The following is a 21,417-nucleotide window of genomic DNA, read 5'->3' as shown; positions in this document are numbered from 1 at the left end:
GGAGGGCGCCGGCGCGCAGAATGCTCGGCCTGAATCGTTTCACTTCCCTGTGAGGTCCTGCATGTATACCGCCATCGGCTACGCCGCCCAGACCCCGACCAGCCCCTTGGCCCCCATGACGTTCCAGCGCCGTGCACCGCGCGCGGACGATGTCGCCATCGAGATCCTCTATTGCGGTGTGTGCCACTCCGACATCCACCAGGCGCGCAACGAGTGGGGTATCGCCGTGTACCCGCTGATGCCTGGCCACGAGATCATCGGCCGCGTTACTGCGGTGGGTGACAAGGTCACTTCGCACAAGGTTGGCGACCTGGTCGGTGTCGGCTGCATGGTCGACTCCTGCCGCCATTGCGAAGCCTGCGCCAAAGACCTGGAGCAATACTGCCTGGAAGGCCCGACCATGACCTACGCCACCCCGGACCGGGTCGACGGCAGCAACACCATGGGCGGTTATTCCAGCAGCATCGTCGTCAGCGAGCACTTCGTTGTACGCATCCCGGCCGGCATGGACCTGCCCAGCGCGGCACCGATCCTCTGCGCAGGCATCACCACCTACTCGCCGCTCAAGCACCACGGCGTCGGCCCAGGCCACAAGGTCGGCATCCTCGGCATGGGTGGCCTGGGCCACATGGGCATCAAGCTGGCCAAGGCGCTGGGCGCCGAAGTGACCCTGTTCACCCGCTCCCCGGCCAAGGCCGAAGAAGCCCGCCGCCAGGGCGCCGACCACGTGATCGTGTCCACCGATGCCGAGCAGATGCAAGCCGCCGCTGGCCGTTTCGACTTCCTGCTCGATACCATCCCGGTGCAGCACGACCTCAACCCGTATCTGGAAACCCTGAAGTTCGATGGCGTGCACATCCTGGTCGGCCTGATCGAGCCGATCGACCCAGCCGTGCATGCGGCCAACCTGGTGCTCAAGCGTCGGGTGCTGGCCGGCTCGTTGATTGGCGGTATCGCCGAAACCCAGGAAGTGCTGGATTTCTGTGCCGCGCATGACATCCGTTGCGATATCGAGATGCTCGACATCCGCAACATCAACCAAGCCTATGAGCGCATGATCGCCGGCGATGTGAAGTACCGCTTCGTAATCGACATGGCGACCCTGCAGGGCTGAGCCCTGCCTGTACCGGCTCTCGCGCCGGTACAGGCCCTAGCACGCCAGTGCGCTTTGCCAGTCCTTCCATAACAGCGCCTGCCGTACTTCGTCAGCCTCGGCATGCGCCCGCAAGCACGCGTAGGCCTTGCCCAGCATGCAGCTGTCATGGAGCTGGCAGCCATCGACCATCAGTGGCTGTTCGCTGCCCGTGGCGATCTCGCCGATCACCTCAAGTTGTTCGTTCAGCACCAGGTGAGGGCTGTTTTGCTCGCCAACCATGATCAGCCGGCCATCGGGCGAGACGGCGCCTTGCGCCATCGACAGCCCCAAGTCGATGTCGTCCGGGTCCATGCCCGTTGCCAGTGCCTCGACAATTTGCACCTGACGCGGCAACAGGCGTGTGGTGCCCTCGCTGGCGAGCAGGAAGATGCCCTCGGCGCTGACCAGCAACACCCGTTGCCCATCAGGGAACGGTACCAGCGTGGTCGGCGTCGGCGGCAGGTCGAAAGGTTCGAACGGGTAACCCCTGGGCAGGTTTTCCAGCCCGGTCGGCCAGGCCAGCCGGGTCACCTGCGGGCCGTCCCAGCCATCGGTGATGCGCACGCCCTCGGCGTTGGCCAAGGCAAAGTAACGGCGCTGCGGGCAGCGGCCGAAGTGCGTGAGGCCGATGACGGGAACCACCCCGTGACGGTCGATACGCAGCACCTGGCCTTTTTCGCCGGGCATGCCGAAGCGCGCCAGCAGGCTGCCGTCGTCCAGCAGCAGCACGCTGCTGAGGCATTGTTCGGGGGACTGCTTGTCCATGGGCGGACCGTGCTCCTTGTTCCGCTTTGCCATTCACATAGAGCGCGCATGGTACTCGCAATGCCGCCATGGTTGTGAGGCCCCGGCGTGACGCGTACCATGCAGGCCATCCATCCAATAACAAACCCGTGCCTCAGCGCGGCCGATACTTGGCCCCTGACGCGCGTCCTTTCGCCATGCCTGCGGAGAACAGATTCCTACCCATGAACGGACCTATCCCCACCAACCTGCCCCCGACCGCGGGTGGCGGCAGTTGGCTGAGCGTGATCGCCCTGGCCCTGGCGGCGTTCATCTTCAACACCACCGAGTTTGTCCCGGTGGCGCTGCTCAGTGACATCGGCAGCAGCTTCGACATGACCACCGCGCAGGTCGGCCTGATGCTGACCATCTATGCCTGGGTAGTGGCGCTGGCTTCTTTACCGATGATGCTGGTCACCCGCAACGTCGAGCGCCGGCGCCTGCTGCTGTTCGTGTTCCTGGTGTTCATCCTCAGCCACCTGCTGTCGTGGTTGTCGCAGAGCTTTGCCATGCTGCTGGTCAGCCGCATCGGCATCGCCCTGGCCCATGCAGTGTTCTGGGCCATCACCGCGTCGCTGGCCGTGCGTGTGGCGCCGCCGGGCCAACAGGCCAAGGCGCTGGGCTTGCTGGCGACGGGCACGACCCTGGCGATGGTGCTGGGCATTCCACTGGGGCGCGTGGTGGGCGAAGCGCTGGGCTGGCGCATCACCTTCCTCAGCATTGCCGGTGTAGCGCTGGTAACCATGCTGTGCCTGATGAAGTCGCTGCCGTTGCTGCCTAGCCAGAACTCCGGCTCGCTGCGTAGCTTGCCAGTCCTGTTCAAACGCCCGGCGCTGGTGATTACCTACCTGCTGGTGACCTTGGTGATCACCGCGCAATTCACCGCCTACAGCTACATCGAGCCCTTTGCCCTGCACGTGGCGCAGATCGGTGGCGAGCGCACCACGGTGTTGCTGTTGTTGTTCGGTGGCGCTGGTGTGGTCGGCTCGGTGCTGTTCAGCCGTTACAGCGATCGCTTCCCGCATGGCTTCCTGGTGGGCTCGATCGGCGTGCTGGCGGCTTGCTTGCTGTTGCTGCTGCCGCTGTCCGGCAATTTCTATGTGTTTGCGGTGTTGAGCATGTTCTGGGGCGTGGCGATTCTCAGTTTCAGCCTGTCGCTGCAGTCCAAGACACTCAAGCTGGCGTCCGATGCCACCGATGTGGCCATGGCGCTGTTCTCCGGTATCTACAACATCGGCATCGGTGGCGGGGCGTTGCTGGGCAGTATCGTCAGCAGCCAGATGGGCGTGGCCGACATCGGCATGGTCGGTGGTAGCGTGGCGGTGGCCGGTTTGCTGTTGGCGGTGGCCAGTACCCGGCGGTTCCGCGAGGCGTTGAGCCACTGATTACCTGCGACGGCCTCTTCGCGGGTAAACCCGCTCCCACAGGTACTGCATAGTCTTCAAAATCAATGCGTTGCCTGTGGGAGCGGGTTCACCCGCGAAGAGGCCATCAAAGGAAACCTCAGTAATCAGCTCAACACCGCAGCCCAGGCCGATACCAGCAGCAACCCGGCCAACCCCCGGTTGAACCACAGCAACCGCCCCGGCGCCTGCAGCCAGCGCGCACTGCCCACACCCAGCACCGCCCACGCCGCCATGCACGGCAGCGCAATCAGCAGGAACACCAATGCCAATTGCCACACCGGCAATGACGGCGCCGCAAATACCCCGATCACTGCCACGGCCATCATCCACACCTTCGGGTTCACCACCTGCAGCGATGCCGCGCTCAAGGGCCCGAACGTTTTGCCCGCCGACGTATCCAGCGGTTCACCTGCGCTGCGCAGCATGCGCAAGGCCAGCCAGCTCAGCCAGATCACGCCAGCCCAGCTCATCGCTTGCTGAGCCAGTGGGTGGCGAATCAGTAATTCGCCCAGGCCCAACCCCACCAGCAGCACCACCGCCGCGGCCGCCCCGCAGGCCGCGAGTATCGGTACCAGGCTGGCGCGCATGCCTTCACGGGCGCCGTGGGCAAGCATCAGCAGATTGGTCGGCCCCGGGCTGATGCTGGCCACCAGGGCGAAGAGGATGAAGGGCAACAACGATTGCGACATGGTAAATGGCTCCGATTGATCAGAGCCCGATGCTCGCAGCTGACCTCGGGTCAGTCTGGAAGGTTTGAGCAGCGGCGACGGTAGTCGGCCGGGGTCAGCTGGTAAGCGCGCCGGAACCAGCGCCCCAAATGGCTCTGATCGGCAAAGCCCAGGATCATGGCCACTTCTGCGGGTGTCTGGCCCTGAGCGAGCAGGCGCCGGGCGCGGGCCAGGCGCAGCTGGATCAGGTAGGCATGGGGTGCCAGGCCAAAGGCGGCCTTGAAGGCCCGGGTCAGGCGGAAGCGGTCGACCCCGCAAGCCTGTGCCAGTTGCTCCAGGCCGATGTCCTGGTCGAGGTGGGCATGCAGGTAGTCGCGTGCCCGTTGCGCAGTCAGCGGCAGGCGCGGGTCGGGGTTCAGGCGCTTGCGCCAGTGCAGGTGGCGGGTCAGGCAACTGAGCAGGTCATCGGTGGCGGTTTGCCGCACGATGCGCAGCTCCGGGCCATGCACGGCCTGGAATGCCCGGGCGACAGCACCGGCCAGGCGTGCGTCATGGCACAACGGCTCGGCAATGCTGGGCAGGCTATCGCTCGGTGCCTGTTCGAACAACGTGCGCAACTCGGCCTCCAGCCAGTGTGGCTGCAGGTACAACGTCGAGTAGGTAAAGCCTTCTGCGGTGGGCGCCTGGCCATTGTGGATATCGCCAGGCTCAAGCAGGAACACGTGCCCTGGCGTGCTGTTGTGGCGCACCCTTCGGCAATCGAATTGCTGCACGCCCTGCTCGGTGAAACCGACCAGGAAGCTGTCATGCCAGTGGGGGTCATAGGCGTGGCCGACAAAATGCGCGCGGACCGACTCGATGCCGGTGTCGGCGTCTTGCTTGAGGTCGATCCAGTTGCTCATGGTGCTGCACGGCTGGTGGGTAGGGCAGTTCACCTTACCCCAGATGCACCCAGCGGTTTAGAACAATTGTGCAGGCTGCAACGCGGCAAAGCGCTCGCGTAGCCACAGGTGCAACTGCGTCACTGCGGGCGACAGCTGCTTGCGGTGCGGACACACCAGCGTCACAGGCGTGGCTTCGCCCTGATGGTCGGGCAGCAGGATCTCCAGCTCGCCGGCGGCGATGTTGGCGCTGACATCCAGCCACGATTTGTAGACGATACCTTCGCCCTCCAGCGCCCAGCGCCGGACCACGTCGGCATCGTCGCTGACCAGTGGCCCGCGTACCTGCACGGTGCGGTTGCCAAGCTGCCATTTGTCGTACACGCGGTTGTGCTGCAGGTACAGCAGGCAATCATGCTGCTGCAGTTCTTCGGGCGTGCGGGGGCGGCCGTGGCGGGCCAGGTAGCCGGGGGATGCCACCACTACCCGGCGGTTCCAGGGCGCCAGCGGCAGGGCGATGTAGTTGGCGTCCTGGTTGAGGCCGTAGCGGATGGCGATGTCCACCGGGTCGCGGCTGAAGTCGGCAATCTGGTCCGAAAGGAAAAAGCGCAGGCTCAGTGCCGGGTGCTCGCGGCGAAAGGCGCTGAGCCAGGGCAGCAACAGGTTGCGGCCAATGTCGGAAGGCGCCGAGACCTGCAATACCCCACGCAGGGTGCTGTGGTGGCCGTGAAGCTGTTCGTGGCCCTGGCGCAGGGTGTCCAGCACGCGCTGGGCGGTGGGCAGGTACAGCTCGCCTTCCGCAGTCAGGCGCAGGCTGCGGGTGGTGCGGGCGAACAGGCGCACGTCGAGGTCGCGCTCCAGGCGCTTGATCGCGGCGGCCACTTGCCCGGGCAGCAGGTCGGCTTCATGCGCGGCGGCGGTGAAGCTGCCCAGTGCACTGCTGCGCACGAACAGTTCCAGGTCGGTAAAACGAAGCATTTTCACTCCAGAGGTGAAAGTGTTGCTGCATTCTGCCGGTTTTTCTTATCAGCAGGAAAGATAAGATGCGCAACAAATCCCGTTTCGTTCACTGGAGTTGCAGCATGGATACCGTCTCCCTGGCCAAGCGCCGTTACACCACCAAGGCCTACGATGCCGCTCGCAAGATCCCTCAGGCCACGGTCGATGCATTGCTTGAGCAGCTGCGCCACAGCCCGTCCTCGGTCAACTCACAGCCTTGGCACTTCATCGTCGCCGACAGCGCCGAAGGCAAAGCCCGCCTGGCCAAGGCCACCGACGGCCGTTTTGCCTACAACTCGCCAAAAATCCTCGACGCCTCCCACGTGATCGTCTTCTGCACCCGCACCGAGATGACCGAGGCGCACCTGAATGCGGTGCTCGACCAGGAACAGGCCGATGGCCGCTTCCGCGATGAGCAGGCGCGGGCAGGGCAGAACCAGAGCCGTCGCGGCTATGTCGACTTGCATCGCTTCGATCAGAAAGACCTGCAGCACTGGATGGAGAAACAGACCTATCTGGCTTTGGGCACCGCACTGCTGGGCGCCGCGGCCCATGGTCTGGATGCCACGCCGATCGAAGGCTTCGACAGCAAGGTACTGGATGCCGAACTGGGCCTGCGTGAGCAGGGCTTTACCAGTGTGGTGGTAATGAGCCTGGGCTATCGCAGCGAGGCCGATTTCAATGCCGGGCTGAGCAAGTCGCGGCTGCCGGCTTCGACGGTGTTTACCTTCCTCTGAGGCTGCGGTGGGCGTTGGGGTGTTCGCCGTGTACCTTGCAGCGCCTGTGAGATCGAGCGCCGCCCACGCGGCGCATCGCGGATAAAATCCGCTCCTGCATCTATGTGCAACATGCCTGATACGCCATGGTTGCCCGCCAAGGCGAGCCTTGCAAACCGGCTGACAACCATGGCCACGTTGCAACGAATGTAGGCGCGGGTTTTATCCGCGATGCGCCGCGTGGGCGGCGCTCGGTCTCACAGGCCCCGAAAAGCTTGAGGCATGCGCCCAGCCCCTACCACAATGCCGCCGAAGCCGCAGTCAACGCCCGCTTGAACACCCCGATCGCCGTGTCCACCTCAGCCTGGCTGGTAAACCGCCCAATACTCACCCGCACACTTTTGCGTGCCCGCGCCTCATCAAGCCCCAGCGCCAACAGCACATGCGAAGCCGCATTGCTCGCCGAATTGCATGCCGACGTGGTCGACAGCGCCAATTCACTGGCCAAGGTCATGCTGTTGAAGCCGTTGGCTTCGATGCACAGGTTCAAGGTGTGAGGAATCCGCTGCAAGGCGCAGCCATTGAGGCTGACGCCTGGCAATGACAGCAGCCCCTCACGCAAGCGTGTGGCCAATTGCTCGATACGCTGGTGCTCGCTGTCACCCGGCTCACCGGCCAAGGCGAAGGCGCTGCCCATCCCAACAATCTGATGCGTCGGCAGGGTACCCGAACGCAGCCCTTGCTCATGCCCGCCGCCGTGGATCTGTGCACGCATCAACTCACGGGCGCGGTGGCCGACGTACAGCGCGCCGATGCCTTTTGGCCCATACACCTTGTGCGCCGAGAACGACATCAGGTCCACCGCCATCGCCTGCAGGTCGATGGCCAGCTTGCCGACCGCCTGGGCCGCGTCCACATGCAGCAGGGCGCCATGGGCGCGCACTCGCTCGCCAATGGCAGCGAAATCGGTGATGGTACCCAGTTCGTTGTTGACGGCCATCAGCGACACCAGGCGAGTGTCGGCACGCAAGGCCGCCTGCACGGCGTAGGGCTGGATCAGGCCGCTGGCGTCCGGCGCCAGACGCGTGATGGCCCAGCCCTGGCGCTCCAGTTCGTTGACCGTGTCGAGCACGGCCTTGTGCTCCAGCTGGCTGGTGATCAGGTGGCCCGGCTGGGCCTTGCCCTGAATCATGCCCTGGGCGATGCCCTTGAGTGCCAGGTTGTTGGACTCGGTGGCGCCCGATGTCCAGATGATGTCTTCGGCGCGGGCACCGACCCGCTCGGCCACTTGTCGGCGGGCTTGCTCGACCACTTCGCGGGCGGCCTGGCCGTAGGCGTGGCCACTGGAAGCAGGGTTGCCGAAGTTAACCTGGCGCCCGAGGCAAGTGAGCATGGTTTCGATGACCCGGTCATCGACCGGAGTGGTGGCGGCGTAGTCGAAATAGAGCGGGGCGCTAGGCATAGAGCGAGTCCGTGCAGTGCTGCCGTGGTATCGGCAATCGTTGCATCAAGCCTACGCGCTGGAGTGGGAATGAATTTGCCTTTTATGCTGGATCTAACCGTCTTATGGAGAATATTTTTCTCTATTTATAGATCGCCATGGAATAGGTTTTTACTCTGTGGGTTCGTAACGAGCCCACAGGTCTTGAGTGGGGTCAGGCAGGCGCCAGCGCACGCTCTTCTTCGGCCACCACACGCTCGCACAATTCGATGATCTGCTCGCGCATCCAGCGGTTAGCCGGGTCCTGGTCGGTGCTTTCGTGCCAGTACAGGTGAGTTTCCAGCGGTGGCACTTCGACCGGCAGCGGCTGGAAGCGCAGCTGGTGGCGGCGGGCGAAGCGCTCGGGCACGGTCATGGCCATGTCCGTCTGCTGCAATACCTGCGACGCCATCAGGTAATGCTGAGAACGCAGCGCGACCTTGCGTTGCACACCCATCTTGCCCAATGCCAGGTCGACATAACCCAGACCGTTGCGGCGGCTGGAAATATGAATGTGGGTCATGCCCAGGTAGTTGTCCAGGGTCAGCTTGGCATCAGCCAGCGGGTGGCCCTGGCGCAGGGCGCAGACGTAGCGGTCCTGCATCAGTTTGACGTGGCGCACCTGCGGGTCGGTGTTCAGTGGGGCATCGACGGCGAAGTCCAGGCGCCCGGCGGCCAGTTCCTTGGTGGTTTCACGGCGCTTGCACAGCAAGCTTTCGATCAGCACTGCCGGGGCCAGGCGGCGCAGGCGCTGGAATAGCGGCGGCAGGATTACCGCCTCGGTGAGGTCGGTCATGCTGATGCGGAAGGTTTTGTTGGCCTGTTGCGGGTTGAAGATGCGGCTTTCTTGCACCGAGGTACGCAGCAGCGCCAGGGCATTGCGCACCGGGCCGATGATGTTCTGGGCCATGGGCGTGGGCACCATGCCCTGGGCGGTGCGCACGAACAGCGGGTCGTTGAAGGTTTCGCGCAGTCGCGACAAGGCATTGGACACTGCCGGCTGGGTGATGCCGACGATCTGCCCGGCGCGGGTCAGGTTGGCTTCGGTGTAGATCGCGTCGAAGACAATGAACAGGTTGAGGTCGACCTTGCTGAGGTTCATGGCGCCGCTCTTTGTTGGAATTATTGGCCGATCATATATCGGTTATGAATGTTTATACACGCGGAAAATAGACTAGGTAGATCGAGGCTGGCTGCTCTAGGCTCTGCCCATGTACTTCCAACCGTGAAGGTAACCCCGATGGATTTCGCCTATTCGCCCAAGGTCCAGGCACTGCGAGAGCGCGTCAGCGCCTTCATGGATGCTTACGTCTACCCCGCAGAACCGGTGTTCGAGCGCCAGGTTGCCGAGGGCGACCGCTGGCAGCCCACTGCGATCATGGAAGCGCTCAAGGCGAAGGCCCGCGCCGAGGGTTTGTGGAACCTGTTTTTGCCGGAATCGGAATACGGCGCCGGCCTGAGCAATCTTGAGTACGCCCCGCTGGCCGAGATCATGGGCCGCTCGTTGCTTGGCCCGGAGCCGTTCAACTGCTCGGCGCCGGACACCGGCAACATGGAAGTGCTGGTGCGCTACGGCAGCGAGGCGCAGAAACGTCAGTGGCTGGAGCCTTTGCTGCGTGGCGAAATCCGCTCGGCATTCGCCATGACCGAACCGGACGTGGCGTCTTCGGACGCGACCAACATGGCTGCCACCGCCGTGCGAGACGGTGACCAGTGGGTGATCAATGGGCGCAAATGGTGGACGTCCGGCGCCTGCGACCCGCGTTGCAAGGTGATGATCTTCATGGGCCTGTCGAACCCCGACGGTCCGCGCCATCAGCAGCACTCGATGGTGCTGGTGCCCACCGATGCGCCGGGCGTCAAGATCGTCCGCCCATTGCCGGTGTTCGGTTATGACGATGCGCCGCACGGCCATGCCGAAGTGCTGTTCGAGAACGTGCGGGTACCGTATGAAAACGTACTCCTTGGGGAGGGGCGTGGCTTCGAGATCGCCCAGGGCCGCCTGGGCCCAGGCCGCATTCACCATTGCATGCGCTCGATCGGCATGGCCGAGCGGGCGCTGGAATTGATGTGCAAACGCTCGGTCGAGCGCACGGCCTTTGGCCGGCCATTGGCGCGCCTGGGCGGCAACGTCGACAAGATCGCCGACTCGCGCATGGAGATCGACATGGCGCGCCTGCTGACGCTGAAGGCGGCGTACATGATGGACACCGTCGGCAACAAGGTCGCACGCAGCGAGATCGCGCAGATCAAGGTCGTGGCGCCGAACGTGGCGTTGAAGGTGATCGACCGGGCGATCCAGATGCACGGCGGGGCAGGGGTGAGCGGCGATTTCCCGCTGGCCTACATGTATGCCATGCAACGCACCCTGCGCCTGGCGGATGGGCCGGATGAGGTGCACCGGGCGGCGATCGGCAAGTACGAGATTGGCAAGTATGTGCCGTCGCACATGCTGAGCGGCGGAAGGTGATGCAAGCCTATACCGGCCTTTTCGCGGGCAAGCCCGCGAAAAGGCCGGTATAGGCAAACCTTACACTTTCAGTTGTGGGTCCTTTCCCTTTTTGCGGGTCGCAACAGGTTCGCTGACGCTCGGTACCTGCTTCTCCCCCCGCGTCTTGATCAACGAAACCACCACCCCACCGAGCAACAACCCGAACGTCACCCCCAACGACAGCAACGCCGGCACCTTGCCCACCATGCCGTGGTAGAAGATCTTGCAGCCAATGAAAATCAGCACCAGTGCCAACGCATACTTGAGGTAGACGAACCGGTGCATCAGCGCTGACAAGGCAAAGTACAGCGAGCGCAAGCCGAGGATGGCGAAGATGTTGGAGGTGTAGACGATGAACGGGTCCTGGGTGATGGCGAAGATCGCCGGCACGCTGTCGACGGCAAACACCAGGTCGGCCAGCTCGATCAGTACCAAGGCCAGGAACAGGGGTGTGGCATAGCGCAACGCCTTGCTTTCGCCGGGCGGCGTCAGGCGCACGAAGAAGTGCGAGCCATGGATCTGGTCGGTCACGCGCATGTGCCGGCGCACGAACTTCAAGATCGGGTTGTTGGCCAGGTCGGGGTGGCTGTCTTCCTTCGACAGGGCCATCTTGACCCCGGTGAACAGCAGGAAGGCGCCGAAGACATAGAGCACCCAGGCAAAGTTCTGCACCAGCGCCGCACCCACGCCAATCATGATCGCACGCAGGAACACCACCCCGAGAATCCCCCAGAACAGTACACGGTGCTGATAGCGACGGGGGATGGCGAAGAAGCCGAAGATCATCGCCATGACGAACACGTTGTCCATCGACAGTGACTGTTCGACCAGGAAGCCGTTGTAGAACTCCAGCGCCGATTGCGCCCCAAGCTCATGCCAGACCCACAGGCCAAACAGTACGCCGACACTGAAATAGCCTGAATACAGCAACAGGCTCTCGCGCATTTCGATCTCGCGTTCCTGGCGGTGCAGCACGCCCAGGTCGAGTACCAGCAAACCGATGACGATGGCCATGAACACCAGCCACAACCAGGTGCTGGTGCCAAGAAACGGGGTGGTGAGGAATGTCTGCAGAGCTGTCATGAGCCCCTCCTTGATAGTCGACGTTGCCATGTGAAGATCGCAACAGTGATCCGACATCACGGCTTGGCAGCCGTCAGAGGGGCCCGGTATCACATGACCTTGAGCCTAGACCCGTTTGCCAGTGATGCCGAATGGTGAGCTGTTACAATTCTTTGCCCGTCAGTAGACCCAGACTTCCACTCGCCGGTTACGCAAGCGGCCTTGCTCCAGGTCATTGCCAGCGACTGGCAATTCATCGCCCATGCCTGTCACCTCCAGCACCTCGACGCCACCGCGTGCCAGTTCGCGGCGTACTGCCTGGGCGCGCAGGCGCGATAGCAGGGCTGCACGGCCAGGTGTTTCCTTGGGGTCGCCAAAGCCAACCAGCACCGCCTTGCTATGCAGCTTGCCGGCCTGGCGCAGGTATTCGGTGACCCGCTGCACATCGCGCAGGGCCTTGTTGTCGAGGCTGGCGCTGCCTTCCTGGAAACGGAAGTTGACGCTCAAGCGTTGCGCCTGCTGGGCCAGGCTGCGGTAGCGCGGTGGCATGTCGGCCTGCGCCGGTACCGGTTGCGCGTTGACTTGCTGCGAGACAAAGCCCTGTGCAGCGACGATGGCCTGGCCGGCCGGGCTCTGGGCGAAGTCCGCCAGCGCTCGGGCCTGGGGTTTGGCATTGGCCGGCAGGTAGAAGTACAAGCGGCGTGACAGTGGGTAGTCTTCGCTGGCCACCAGCTGACGGTCCGGCAACATGGCCGGTGCATCGCCCTCGGCCACCGCCAGCACCTTGGCCCCGTGCACGGCTGCCAGGCTGCTGAAACCGATAGCCTGGCGGTCGGCGCCGACCCGCTCGGCCAGCGCTTCGCTGGACTCGAAACGCTGCGCCTGGCTGGCCAGTTCGCCATGCTGTGGTTCCAGCACCAGTGCCTTGAAGGTCTCATAGGTCCCGGAGCGATCATCACGTGCATACAGGTGAATGGCACCGCCGGCCACGCCCAGTTGCTCCCAGCGCCGTATCTGCCCGGAGAAGATTTGTGCCAATTGCTCGGTCGTCAACTGTGGCAGGGGGTTATCGGGGTGGACGATCACCGCCACGCCGTCCAGGCCGATGACCTGTTCGGCGTTGGCCGAGCGCAGGTCACCCAGAGCATTGAGCTGGCGCACCTCGGCGTCGCTGATGGGGCGTGAGGCCGCAGCCAGGTCGGCATTGCCCTGGCTCAGCGCGGCAAAGCCGGTGCTGGAACCATGCGCCGCGACGTCGATGCGCAGCGCCTGCCCGTGGGCATCGCGTGCGGTGATGACGGTCTCGTTCGGCACTGCCCCCGGTGATTGCTGGATGTCCGTCGCCTGTTGCGCCCACAGATGCCCCTGCACCAAGGCGGGCAACAGCGCCGCGCCCATGGTGTTTGAGCCTTGCACGCGCAGGTGGCCAGCTTCGGCCAGGGCCGTCAGCGGGAGCAGGGGAAGCAGCAGGAGCAGCAGGCGGAGCATGCCGGGCGACCTTGTGGCATAGAGTTGCCCGGCAGATTACGACGCAGGCGTGACCGAAATGTGACTGTCAGGCGGCGTTCAGCGCCTCGACGATGGCTTGGCCGACTGCCTGGGTCGAGCGGCTGCCGCCCATGTCAGGCGTGGTCGCACCGCTGGCAATGACCGCCTCGATGGCCTGCAGGATGTCATCGTGTGCTGCCTGGTAACGGCTGTCAGCCGTTTCCTTGCCGAGAAACTCGAGCATCAGCGCGCCCGACCAGATCATGCCGATCGGGTTGGCGATGTGCTTGCCAAAGATATCCGGTGCCGAGCCATGCACCGGTTCGAACAACGACGGGAACTTGCGCTCGGGGTTCAGGTTGGCCGACGGCGCGATGCCGATGGTACCGGTGCAGGCTGGCCCGAGGTCAGAGAGGATATCGCCGAACAGGTTGGAGGCCACCACCACGTCGAAGCGCTCCGGCTGCAGCACGAAGCGTGCGCAAAGGATGTCGATGTGCTGCTTGTCCCAGCTGATCTGCGGGTAGTGTGCGGCCACGGCGGCGGTGCGCTCGTCCCAGTAAGGCATGCTCACGGCCATGCCGTTGGACTTGGTGGCCGAGGTCACATGCTGACGCGGGCGATTGTGCGCGAGCTCGAAGGCGTATTCGAGAATCCGGTCGACGCCACGGCGGGTGAACACCGATTCCTGCAGGACGAATTCGTTGGCGGTCCCTTCGAACATGCGCCCACCCAGCGACGAGTACTCGCCTTCGGTGTTCTCCCGCACCACCACGAAGTCGATATCGCCAGGCTGCTTGCCGACCAGCGGGCAGGGTACGCCGGGGAACAGGCGCACCGGGCGGATGTTCACGTACTGGTCGAAGTCGCGGCGGAACTTGAGCAGCGAACCCCACAGGGAAATATGGTCAGGTACCTTGTCGGGCCAGCCGACGGCACCGAAGTACAAGGCGTCGAAGCCCTTGAGCTGGTCGAACCAGTCGTCTGGCATCATCTTGCCGTGGGCCAGGTAGTAGTCGCAGCTGGCCCACTCGAAGAACTCGAACTGCAGGTCCAGGCCGTGCTTGCGGGCGGTGGCTTCGAGCACGCGGATGCCTTCGGGCAGCACTTCATTGCCGATGCCGTCACCGGGGATGGCGGCGATCTTGAAAGTCTTGGTCTTGGTCTTGGTCATGGCCACACCTTGTGTCTGGGGATCTGATGTGGGCCATGCTATAAGGGTTTGCTTCATGGATAATCAGCCAGTTCATGCATTCTTGGTGTACGTATCGTGAATAATCTGCCGAGCCTCGACGACCTCGAGATCTTCCTTCAAGTGGCCCGCCGCGCGAGTTTTGCGGCGGTGGCCGACGCCCGCGGCATGTCGGCGGCGTTCGTCAGCAAGCGCATCCGCCTGCTCGAGGCGGACCTGGGGGTGCGCCTGCTGCACCGCACCACCCGGCGGGTGACGGTGAGCGAGGAGGGCGAGCGGGTCTACCAGTGGGCGCAGCAGATTTTCGAGGCCCTGCAGCGCATGGGCGATGACCTGGACGCCGGCCAGCGCGAGCCGGCCGGGCAGTTGCGCATCGCCAGCAGCCTGGGCCTGGGCCGGCGGATGGTGGCGCCGGCGTTGTCGGAGCTGGCGGCGCGCTACCCACGGCTGGACATACGCCTGGACGTGCATGACCGCCTGGTGGACCTGGCGGCCGAGGGGGTCGATCTGGACATCCGCGTCGGCGACCAGATTGCCCCGAACCTGATCGCCAAGCGCCTGGCGCGCAACTGGCGGGTGCTGTGCGCGGCGCCGGATTACCTGGCCCGGCGCGGCACGCCGAAGACCCTGGCCGATCTGGCCAGCCATGACTGCCTGGTGATCAAGGAGCGCGACCATCCGTTCGGTCTCTGGCACCTTGAAGGGCCTGCTGGCGAGGAAAGTGTGCGGGTTACCGGCGCGCTGTCGAGCAACCACGGTGAAGTGGTGCACCAGTGGTGCCTGGACGGGCGCGGGATCGTGCTGCGGTCATGGTGGGATGTGCACGACAGCCTGGCCGATGGCCGGTTGGTGCAGGTGCTGGAAGGGTATCGGCAGAGTGCCGATATCTGGGCGGTGTATACCGCGCCGCTGGCCGGGTCGGCCAAGGTGCGGGTGGCGGTGGCGTTCTTCCGCCAGTATTTCACCGAGAGGTTTCAGATCCCGGGCTGACAGTGCCGGCCTCTTCGCGGGTAAATCGGGGCGCCGAACCGCCGCTCCCACAGGTACTCCACTGCATTCAAATTTTATGCAATGCCTGTGGGAGCGGCGGTTCGGCGCCCCGATTTACCCGCGAAGGGCCGGCACAGCCATTAACCCGCTGGGATCAATGCGCCCCGGCCGACTTGCTCAGGTCACTTTCCGCCCACTCGGTGTAGATGCAGGCATCCGCCACCGCCCAGCGCACTTTCACGTTATCGCCCGGCTGCATCGGCATCCCGGCGGCCGAAAGCGCCTTCACCGTCAGCTCGGTACCGCCGGCGGTCACCACATGGCAAGTCTGGCTCTCGCCCAGGAACAGCACCTCTCCCACCTTCGCAGTTACCTCGTTCCAGCCCGCAGGCAATGGCTCCCGTGCGGCCTGCTCGGCAGTCAGGGCCAGTGCTTTTTCCGGCCGCACCATGATCAGCGCATCCTGTTGCGCGGTGAGGCCTGGGGTCAGACGAATCGCCACCGGCTGGCCTTCGAAGCTGCCTGCACCATTGCTGTTGGCCTTGATCCGCAGGAAGTTCGAGTTGCCCAGGAACGACGCAACAAAAGCATTTGGCGGGTTCTGGTAAAGGTCGTAGCCGGTACCCAGGCCAACGATCTTGCCATGGCTGAAGATGGCGATGCGCTGGGACAGGCGCATGGCTTCTTCCTGGTCATGGGTCACGTAGACGATGGTGATGCCCAGCCTGCGGTGCAGCTGGCGCAGTTCGTCCTGCAGGTCTTCGCGCAGTTTCTTGTCCAGAGCGCCGAGCGGCTCGTCCATCAGCAGGATGCGCGGCTCGTACACCAGCGCCCGGGCAATCGCCACACGCTGCTGCTGGCCACCGGACATCTGCGACGGCTTGCGGTGGGCGAATTGCTCCAGCTGCACCAGCTTGAGCATGGCATCGACGCGCTTGGTGGTCTCGGTGGCGCTGAGCTTGCGAATGGCCAGCGGGAAGCCGATGTTGTCACGCACGTTCAGGTGCGGGAACAGCGAGTAACGCTGGAACACCATGCCGATGTCGCGCTTGTGCGGCGGCACGTTCACCAGCGATTGGCCTTCGACCAGGATCTCGCCGCTGCTTGGCGTTTCGAAGCCGGCCAGCATCGACAGCGTGGTGGACTTGCCCGAGCCGCTGGAGCCGAGGAAGGTCAGGAACTCGCCGTCCTGGATCTCCAGGTCGAGGTTGTCCACGGCGGTGAAGTCGCCGTAGTGCTTGTTCAGGCCACGCAGGCTGACCAGGGTCTTGCCGTGCGCGTTGTCTTTGATGACTGCACTCATTGTTGTTTTCTCCGCACGCTCAGGCGTTGACTTCGGTGCGCCGGCGCAAGGCGGCGGCAATGAACATGACAAGCAGCGACAGGCCGATCAGCAGGGTCGAGGCCACGGCGATCACCGGGCTCAGGTCCTGGCGCAGGGTGGTCCACATCTTCACCGGCAAGGTCTGCAGGTCGGGGCTGGCCATCATCACGCTCAGCACCACTTCATCCCACGACACCAGGAAGGCGAACAGGCCACCGGCGATCATGCCCGGGCGAATCGCCGGGAAGGTCACCTTGAAGATCGCCTGCAGGCGCGAGGCACCACAGATCACCGCAGCATCCTCGATCGACTGGTCGAACAGCTTCAGCGAGTTGATGATCGAGATGATGGTGAAGGGCAGGGCGACGATCACATGGCTGACCACGAAGGCGAACAGCGTGCCGGTGTAGCCCAGTTTGAGGAACAGCGCATACACCGCCACGGCGATGATCACCAGCGGCACGATCATCGGCATGGTGAACAGCCCATAGAGCATTTCGCGGCCAGGGAAGCGGCCACGCACCAGGGCGAAGGCGGTAGGCAGGCCGAGCAGCACGGCAGCGATGGTGGTCAGCACGGCGACCTTGAGGCTGGCCAGGGCGGCGTCCATCCACTCCGGGTTGGAGAAGAACTGGCCGTACCACTTGAAGGTCCAGCCCGGCGGCGGGAACACCAGCCACTGGGACGAGCCGAACGACAGCAACACGATGAACACCACCGGCAGCAGCAGGAAGGCCGCGATGACCCCGGTGGTCAGGTACAGGCCCGTACGCAGCGGGCGGCCCATGGCATTGGGAGACAGGAGCATGGCGGTTTACCTCGCGTTGCCAACCGGCGATTCCGGCTGCAGCTTCAGGTACAGGTAGAAGAGCACCAGGGTGATGACCACTAGCAGTGCGGCGGCGGCGCTGGCCAGGCCCCAGTTGAGGAACGACTGCACCTGCTGGATGATGAACTCAGGCAGCATCATGTTCTGTGCACCCCCGAGCAGGGCCGGGGTGACGTAGTAGCCCAGAGACATCACGAACACCATCAGCGCCCCGGAGAACAGCCCCGAGCGGCACAACGGCAGGAACACTTTCCAGAAGTTGGTCCACGGGCTGGCGCCGCAGATCGAGCCGGCCTGCAGCACCATCGGGTCGATGGCGTGCATGGTCGCCTGCAGCGGCAGCACGATGAACGGGATCATGATGTAGCTCATGCCGATCACCACGCCGGTGAGGTTGTGCACCATCTCCAGCGGGGTATCGATGATACCCATGGCCATCAACGCCTTGTTGATCACCCCCGAGCTCTGCAGCAGCACCAGCCACGAGTAGGTGCGTGCCAGCAGGCTGGTCCACATCGACAGCAGCACGATGTTCAGCAGCCAGCGGCCCCAGCCATTGGGCACCAGGGTGATCGCCCAGGCCAGCGGGAAGCCCAGCAGCACGCTGATCAGGGTGACCACGCCGGCCACCGAGAAGGTGTTGAACAGTACCCGTGCATAAGCCGAGTTGGCGAACAGCTGCTCGTAGTTGCCCAGCCCTGGCGTTGGCTCCAGCACCCCGCGCAGCAACAGGCCGATCAGCGGGGCGAAGAAGAACAGGCCCAGGAACAGCAGGGCCGGCAGCAGGTTGCGGCTGCCTTTCCAGCGTTGGCTCAGGCTGACGCGGCGCGGGGCCGTTCCCGGGGCGCCGGTGCCCGTGGGGGCACCTTGCGCGTTATGCAGGGCGTTGATGGCGACTTTCATTTGACCAACCACTCATTCCAGCGGGCTGCGATGGCCTGGCCGTTTTTAGCCCAGTAGGCGAAGTCCAGGGTGACCTGGTCCTGGGCGTAGGCGGTCGGCAGGTTCGGCGCGAGGTCTTTGTCGAGCTTGGCCACGCTGTCGATGTTCACCGGGGCGTAGGCGGTCTTGTTGGCGAATGCGGCCTGGCCTTCGGCGCTGCTGGCGTTGGCCAGGAACTTCATGGCCGCGTCCTTGTTCTTCGAACCTTTCGGGATGACCAGGAAGTCGGCCATGACCAGGTTCTGCTTCCAGCTCACGCCCACCGGTGCACCGTCTTGCTGCAGGGCATAGACGCGGCCGTTCCAGAACTGGCCGAGCGAGGCTTCACCGGAGGCCAGCAGTTGCTGCGACTGGGCGCCACCGCCCCACCAGACGATGTCTTTCTTGATGGTGTCGAGCTTCTTGAAGGCGCGGTCCAGGTCCAGCGGGTAGAGGTCTTTGGGGGCTACGCCGTCGGCCAGCAGGGCCAGTTCCAGCACGCCGGGGCTAGGCCATTTGTAGAGGGCGCGCTTGCCAGGGTAGGTCTTGGTGTCGAACAGCGCGGTCCAGTCGACCGGCTTGTTGGCACCGAGCTTGCCTTCGTTGTAACCGAGCACGAAGGAGAAGAAGAACGAGCCGACACCGTGATCGGAAACGAAGCGCGGGTCGATCTTGTCGCGCTTGATCTGGTTGAAATCGAGGGGTTCGAGCAGGCCTTCGCTGGCGGCACGCAAGGCAAAGTCGGCTTCGACGTCGACCACGTCCCACTGCACGTTGCCGCTTTCGACCATGGCCTTGAGCTTGCCGTAGTCGGTCGGGCCGTCCTGCACGACTTTGATGTCAGTCGATTTGCTGAAGGGTACGGCCCATGCTTCTTTCTGGGCGTCCTGGGTGGTACCGCCCCAGCTGACGAAATTGAGGCTGTCGGCGGCCTGGGCGGCCTGACATGCCAGGGTCAGCAGGCTGGCGGACAGCACTGCGGTTACACGTTTGCTCAACAGCATGGTTACGCCCTCGTTGCTTTTGTTATTCGAGGCGGGGCTTCTGGTGCGCCCGCCAACAGTGTTCGGGGAGCAGCTAAAACAAAGTGTCTTGTGGCCGTTTGTAATTGTAGGTGCCGGCCTGCAGATTCAAGGTCTACGGGATATCATATTATGGTATTCCAAACTTTTGGCAAGAGGCATGAGGCGACCGGCCATCACTCCGTCCTCATCAGACTGCCGCAGCACTTGTAGAAGCGGCCTTGTCTCGCGAAAGGGCCACGAAGTGGCCCCAGGGTTTCAGCGTCGACACATGAATTGCTGGAGCCGCTGTGCGGCCCTTTCGCGACACAAGGCCGCGCCTACAGGGTCCGTGTCAGCTAATCAGGCTCGGCTCGAACGGAATGCTCTGTACCACTTCCAGCTCATAGCCGGCCAACCCTGCATACTTCAGCGGCGGGCCCAGGTGACGCAGCTTGCCCACGCCCAGGTCCTGCAGAATCTGCGCACCGGTACCGACCTCCGAATACACCTTCGACTGCCCACGCTGGTAGGGACGAATCGGTTGGGTCAGCTGCGGCACGCGTTCGAGCAACGCCTGGGAGGACTCGTGGTTGGCCAGGATCACCACCACCCCGGCACCTTCCTCGGCGACTTTCTGCAACGCTGCCCAAAGCGTCCAGTTGGCGGGCCCGGCGTATTCGGCACCGACCAGGTCGCGCAGCGGGTCGATCACATGCACCCGCACCAGGGTCGGCTGCTCACGGCGGATATCGCCCATGACCATGGCCATGTGCACGCCGCCTTCGATGCGATCCTCGTAGGTCACGAGGCGGAACGTGCCGTGCACGGTCGGCAGCTCGCGCTCGCCGATGCGCTTGATGGTCTGCTCGGTGCTCAGGCGGTAGTGGATCAGGTCGGCGATGGTGCCGATCTTGATGCCGTGTTGCGCGGCGAATACTTCCAGGTCGGGGCGCCGGGCCATGGTGCCGTCATCGTTGAGCACCTCTACGATCACCGAGGCCGGGATAAAACCGGCCAGCCGGGCCAGGTCACAACCGGCTTCGGTGTGCCCGGCGCGGGTCAGCACACCGCCTTCGCGGGCACGCAGGGGGAAGATGTGGCCGGGCTGCACCAGGTCTTCGGGGCGGGCATCGGGCGCCATGGCGGCGGCCACGGTGCGTGCCCGGTCGGCGGCGGAGATGCCGGTGGTGACGCCGCTGGCGGCTTCGATCGACACGGTGAAAGCGGTGCTGAACACGCTGCCGTTGGCCGGTACCATTTGCTCCAGGCCCAGGCGCTGGCAGTGATCGTCCGTCAGGGTCAGGCAGATCAGGCCGCGTGCTTCACGGGCCATGAAGTTGATGGCTTGGGCGTCACAGCGCTCGGCAGCGATCAGCAGGTCGCCTTCGTTTTCCCGATCCTCGTCGTCCACCAGCAGAACCATCTTGCCTTGCCGGTAGTCCTCGAGGAGTTCCTCGATGGTGTTGAATGCCATGTTGCACGCTCACTGTGGTGGGGTGATTTTTATGGTATACCATCATACACAAATATCGTTGTAACAGGAGAGCAGCGGATGAAGGCCTATTGGATCGCCCACGTCGATGTGACCGACCCCGAGCAGTATCAGCAGTACACCCAGCGCGCTCCCGCTGCCTTCAAGGCATTCGGCGGCCGCTTCCTGGCCCGCGGCGGGCGCAGCGAGGCGCTGGAGGGGCGGCCTACTCCACAGCGTAGCGTGGTGATCGAGTTCGATTCGTATGAGCAGGCGCTGGCGTGCTACCGGTCCGAGCTGTACCAGGAGGCGTGCAGCCATCGCCAAGGGGTGGCAAAGGCTGAGGTGATCATCGTTGAAGGGCTCGAGCCTTGAGTGAAGGCTGATGGCCCTTTCGCGGGTAAACCCGCTCCCACAGGTGCACCACAAGTTTCGAATTCAGTGATGTTCTTGAGGAGGCCCACAGGTGCACCAAAAGTTTCGAATTCAGTGGTGTTGTTGAGGAGGCCCACAGGTACATCACAAGTTTCGAATTTAGTGATGTTGTTGAGGAGGCCCACAGGTGCACCACAAGTTT

19 protein-coding genes and 1 pseudogene are annotated in these 21,417 nt (G+C 63.8%); 6 read left to right on the top strand and 14 right to left on the bottom strand.

Going from position 1 to position 21,417, the window contains the following annotated elements; translation table 11 throughout:
• Positions 1–61 precede the first annotated feature (61 nt).
• A complete protein-coding gene (gene calA / locus H040_RS00100) occupies positions 62–1,114 on the top strand; it encodes a vanillin reductase (RefSeq protein WP_027919910.1) in 1,053 nt (350 codons plus the stop codon).
• 174 nt (positions 1,115–1,288) lie between these two features.
• On the opposite strand, the pseudogene H040_RS00095 reads toward calA, so the two are convergent.
• Positions 1,289–1,879 (bottom strand): annotated as a pseudogene (locus H040_RS00095) (hypothetical protein); the annotation flags it as partial.
• 224 nt (positions 1,880–2,103) lie between these two features.
• Here H040_RS00095 and H040_RS00090 point away from each other — a divergent pair.
• Positions 2,104–3,303, top strand: a complete 1,200-nt coding sequence (locus tag H040_RS00090) for a sugar transporter (RefSeq protein ID WP_027919911.1) — start codon at positions 2,104–2,106, stop codon at positions 3,301–3,303.
• A gap of 125 nt (positions 3,304–3,428) precedes the next feature.
• On the opposite strand, the gene H040_RS00085 is transcribed toward H040_RS00090, so the two are convergent.
• The 3 genes from H040_RS00085 to H040_RS00075 are packed head-to-tail and all read right to left on the bottom strand — an operon-like array spanning position 3,429 to position 5,851.
• The gene (locus tag H040_RS00085) at positions 3,429–4,013 is read right to left on the bottom strand and encodes a LysE family translocator (RefSeq protein WP_027919912.1); all 585 of its coding nucleotides are present in this window, start codon (positions 4,011–4,013) and stop codon (positions 3,429–3,431) included.
• Between the two features lie 50 nt (positions 4,014–4,063).
• Entirely contained in the window at positions 4,064–4,894 is an 831-nt protein-coding gene (locus tag H040_RS00080; RefSeq protein ID WP_027919913.1) for an AraC family transcriptional regulator, read from the bottom strand.
• 57 nt (positions 4,895–4,951) lie between these two features.
• On the bottom strand, positions 4,952–5,851 hold the full coding sequence (locus tag H040_RS00075) for a LysR family transcriptional regulator (RefSeq protein WP_027919914.1): 900 nt from the start codon (positions 5,849–5,851) through the stop codon (positions 4,952–4,954).
• Between the two features lie 104 nt (positions 5,852–5,955).
• On the opposite strand from H040_RS00075, the gene H040_RS00070 reads away from it, so the two are divergent.
• Positions 5,956–6,609: an oxygen-insensitive NAD(P)H-dependent nitroreductase NfsB gene (locus H040_RS00070; RefSeq protein WP_027919915.1), complete on the top strand. Its 654-nt coding sequence runs from the start codon at positions 5,956–5,958 to the stop codon at positions 6,607–6,609.
• A gap of 274 nt (positions 6,610–6,883) precedes the next feature.
• Here H040_RS00070 and H040_RS00065 read toward each other — a convergent pair whose 3' ends face one another.
• Positions 6,884–8,050, bottom strand: coding sequence for a cysteine desulfurase family protein (locus tag H040_RS00065; RefSeq protein ID WP_027919916.1), 1,167 nt, complete (start codon positions 8,048–8,050; stop codon positions 6,884–6,886).
• A 193-nt stretch (positions 8,051–8,243) separates the two neighbouring features.
• Entirely contained in the window at positions 8,244–9,170 is a 927-nt protein-coding gene (locus H040_RS00060; protein ID WP_027919917.1) for a LysR family transcriptional regulator, read from the bottom strand.
• 138 nt (positions 9,171–9,308) lie between these two features.
• On the opposite strand from H040_RS00060, the gene H040_RS00055 reads away from it, so the two are divergent.
• Positions 9,309–10,538 (top strand): acyl-CoA dehydrogenase, encoded by a 1,230-nt coding sequence (locus H040_RS00055; RefSeq protein WP_027919918.1) that lies wholly within the window; start codon positions 9,309–9,311, stop codon positions 10,536–10,538.
• A 60-nt stretch (positions 10,539–10,598) separates the two neighbouring features.
• Here the strand turns inward: H040_RS00055 and H040_RS00050 are convergent, their stop codons facing one another.
• From H040_RS00050 to H040_RS00040, 3 genes are all read right to left on the bottom strand, one after another.
• Positions 10,599–11,642: a TerC family protein gene (locus H040_RS00050; RefSeq protein WP_027919919.1), complete on the bottom strand. Its 1,044-nt coding sequence runs from the start codon at positions 11,640–11,642 to the stop codon at positions 10,599–10,601.
• 159 nt (positions 11,643–11,801) lie between these two features.
• On the bottom strand, positions 11,802–13,109 hold the full coding sequence (locus tag H040_RS00045; RefSeq protein ID WP_027919920.1) for a substrate-binding domain-containing protein: 1,308 nt from the start codon (positions 13,107–13,109) through the stop codon (positions 11,802–11,804).
• Positions 13,110–13,176: 67 nt separating this feature from the next.
• Entirely contained in the window at positions 13,177–14,283 is a 1,107-nt protein-coding gene (locus H040_RS00040) for a tartrate dehydrogenase (RefSeq protein WP_033696397.1), read from the bottom strand.
• 96 nt (positions 14,284–14,379) lie between these two features.
• Here H040_RS00040 and H040_RS00035 point away from each other — a divergent pair, with 96 nt between their 5' ends.
• Entirely contained in the window at positions 14,380–15,291 is a 912-nt protein-coding gene (locus H040_RS00035; protein ID WP_027919922.1) for a LysR substrate-binding domain-containing protein, read from the top strand.
• Positions 15,292–15,445: 154 nt separating this feature from the next.
• Here H040_RS00035 and H040_RS00030 read toward each other — a convergent pair whose 3' ends face one another.
• The 5 genes from H040_RS00030 to ribBA all read right to left on the bottom strand — a co-directional run bounded on the left by H040_RS00030 (position 15,446) and on the right by ribBA (position 20,843).
• Positions 15,446–16,594, bottom strand: a complete 1,149-nt coding sequence (locus H040_RS00030; protein ID WP_027919923.1) for an ABC transporter ATP-binding protein — start codon at positions 16,592–16,594, stop codon at positions 15,446–15,448.
• 19 nt (positions 16,595–16,613) lie between these two features.
• Complete coding sequence (locus H040_RS00025) at positions 16,614–17,423, bottom strand: ABC transporter permease (protein ID WP_027919924.1); 810 nt, start codon at positions 17,421–17,423, stop codon at positions 16,614–16,616.
• 6 nt (positions 17,424–17,429) lie between these two features.
• Positions 17,430–18,347 (bottom strand): ABC transporter permease, encoded by a 918-nt coding sequence (locus tag H040_RS00020; RefSeq protein WP_033696399.1) that lies wholly within the window; start codon positions 18,345–18,347, stop codon positions 17,430–17,432.
• Complete coding sequence (locus H040_RS00015) at positions 18,344–19,369, bottom strand: polyamine ABC transporter substrate-binding protein (RefSeq protein WP_027919926.1); 1,026 nt, start codon at positions 19,367–19,369, stop codon at positions 18,344–18,346. The genes H040_RS00020 and H040_RS00015 overlap by 4 nt, the downstream gene beginning before the upstream one ends.
• Before the next feature lie 352 nt (positions 19,370–19,721).
• The gene (ribBA, locus tag H040_RS00010; protein ID WP_027919927.1) at positions 19,722–20,843 is read right to left on the bottom strand and encodes a bifunctional 3,4-dihydroxy-2-butanone-4-phosphate synthase/GTP cyclohydrolase II; all 1,122 of its coding nucleotides are present in this window, start codon (positions 20,841–20,843) and stop codon (positions 19,722–19,724) included.
• Positions 20,844–20,921: 78 nt separating this feature from the next.
• On the opposite strand from ribBA, the gene H040_RS00005 reads away from it, so the two are divergent.
• Positions 20,922–21,215, top strand: coding sequence for a DUF1330 domain-containing protein (locus H040_RS00005; protein ID WP_027919928.1), 294 nt, complete (start codon positions 20,922–20,924; stop codon positions 21,213–21,215).
• Positions 21,216–21,417: the final 202 nt, after the last annotated feature.

The sequence above is a fragment of the Pseudomonas sp. URMO17WK12:I7 genome (genome assembly GCF_003269045.1).
Classification (GTDB): Bacteria; Pseudomonadota; Gammaproteobacteria; order Pseudomonadales; family Pseudomonadaceae; genus Aquipseudomonas; species Aquipseudomonas putida_J.
This window is presented reverse-complemented; position numbering and strand designations above follow the sequence as displayed.

Coding starts and splice junctions, on each gene's coding strand:
- H040_RS00040 (WP_033696397.1), bottom strand. CDS start 14,283: ATGACCAAGACCAAGACCAAGACTTTCAAGATCGCCGCCATCCCCGGT.
- H040_RS00070 (WP_027919915.1), top strand. CDS start 5,956: ATGGATACCGTCTCCCTGGCCAAGCGCCGTTACACCACCAAGGCCTAC.
- H040_RS00050 (WP_027919919.1), bottom strand. CDS start 11,642: ATGACAGCTCTGCAGACATTCCTCACCACCCCGTTTCTTGGCACCAGC.
- H040_RS00005 (WP_027919928.1), top strand. CDS start 20,922: ATGAAGGCCTATTGGATCGCCCACGTCGATGTGACCGACCCCGAGCAG.
- H040_RS00090 (WP_027919911.1), top strand. CDS start 2,104: ATGAACGGACCTATCCCCACCAACCTGCCCCCGACCGCGGGTGGCGGC.
- H040_RS00085 (WP_027919912.1), bottom strand. CDS start 4,013: ATGTCGCAATCGTTGTTGCCCTTCATCCTCTTCGCCCTGGTGGCCAGC.
- H040_RS00045 (WP_027919920.1), bottom strand. CDS start 13,109: ATGCTCCGCCTGCTGCTCCTGCTGCTTCCCCTGCTCCCGCTGACGGCC.
- H040_RS00075 (WP_027919914.1), bottom strand. CDS start 5,851: ATGCTTCGTTTTACCGACCTGGAACTGTTCGTGCGCAGCAGTGCACTG.
- H040_RS00080 (WP_027919913.1), bottom strand. CDS start 4,894: ATGAGCAACTGGATCGACCTCAAGCAAGACGCCGACACCGGCATCGAG.
- H040_RS00030 (WP_027919923.1), bottom strand. CDS start 16,594: ATGAGTGCAGTCATCAAAGACAACGCGCACGGCAAGACCCTGGTCAGC.
- H040_RS00060 (WP_027919917.1), bottom strand. CDS start 9,170: ATGAACCTCAGCAAGGTCGACCTCAACCTGTTCATTGTCTTCGACGCG.
- H040_RS00020 (WP_033696399.1), bottom strand. CDS start 18,347: ATGAAAGTCGCCATCAACGCCCTGCATAACGCGCAAGGTGCCCCCACG.
- H040_RS00025 (WP_027919924.1), bottom strand. CDS start 17,423: ATGCTCCTGTCTCCCAATGCCATGGGCCGCCCGCTGCGTACGGGCCTG.
- H040_RS00015 (WP_027919926.1), bottom strand. CDS start 19,369: ATGCTGTTGAGCAAACGTGTAACCGCAGTGCTGTCCGCCAGCCTGCTG.
- calA (WP_027919910.1), top strand. CDS start 62: ATGTATACCGCCATCGGCTACGCCGCCCAGACCCCGACCAGCCCCTTG.
- H040_RS00065 (WP_027919916.1), bottom strand. CDS start 8,050: ATGCCTAGCGCCCCGCTCTATTTCGACTACGCCGCCACCACTCCGGTC.
- H040_RS00055 (WP_027919918.1), top strand. CDS start 9,309: ATGGATTTCGCCTATTCGCCCAAGGTCCAGGCACTGCGAGAGCGCGTC.
- ribBA (WP_027919927.1), bottom strand. CDS start 20,843: ATGGCATTCAACACCATCGAGGAACTCCTCGAGGACTACCGGCAAGGC.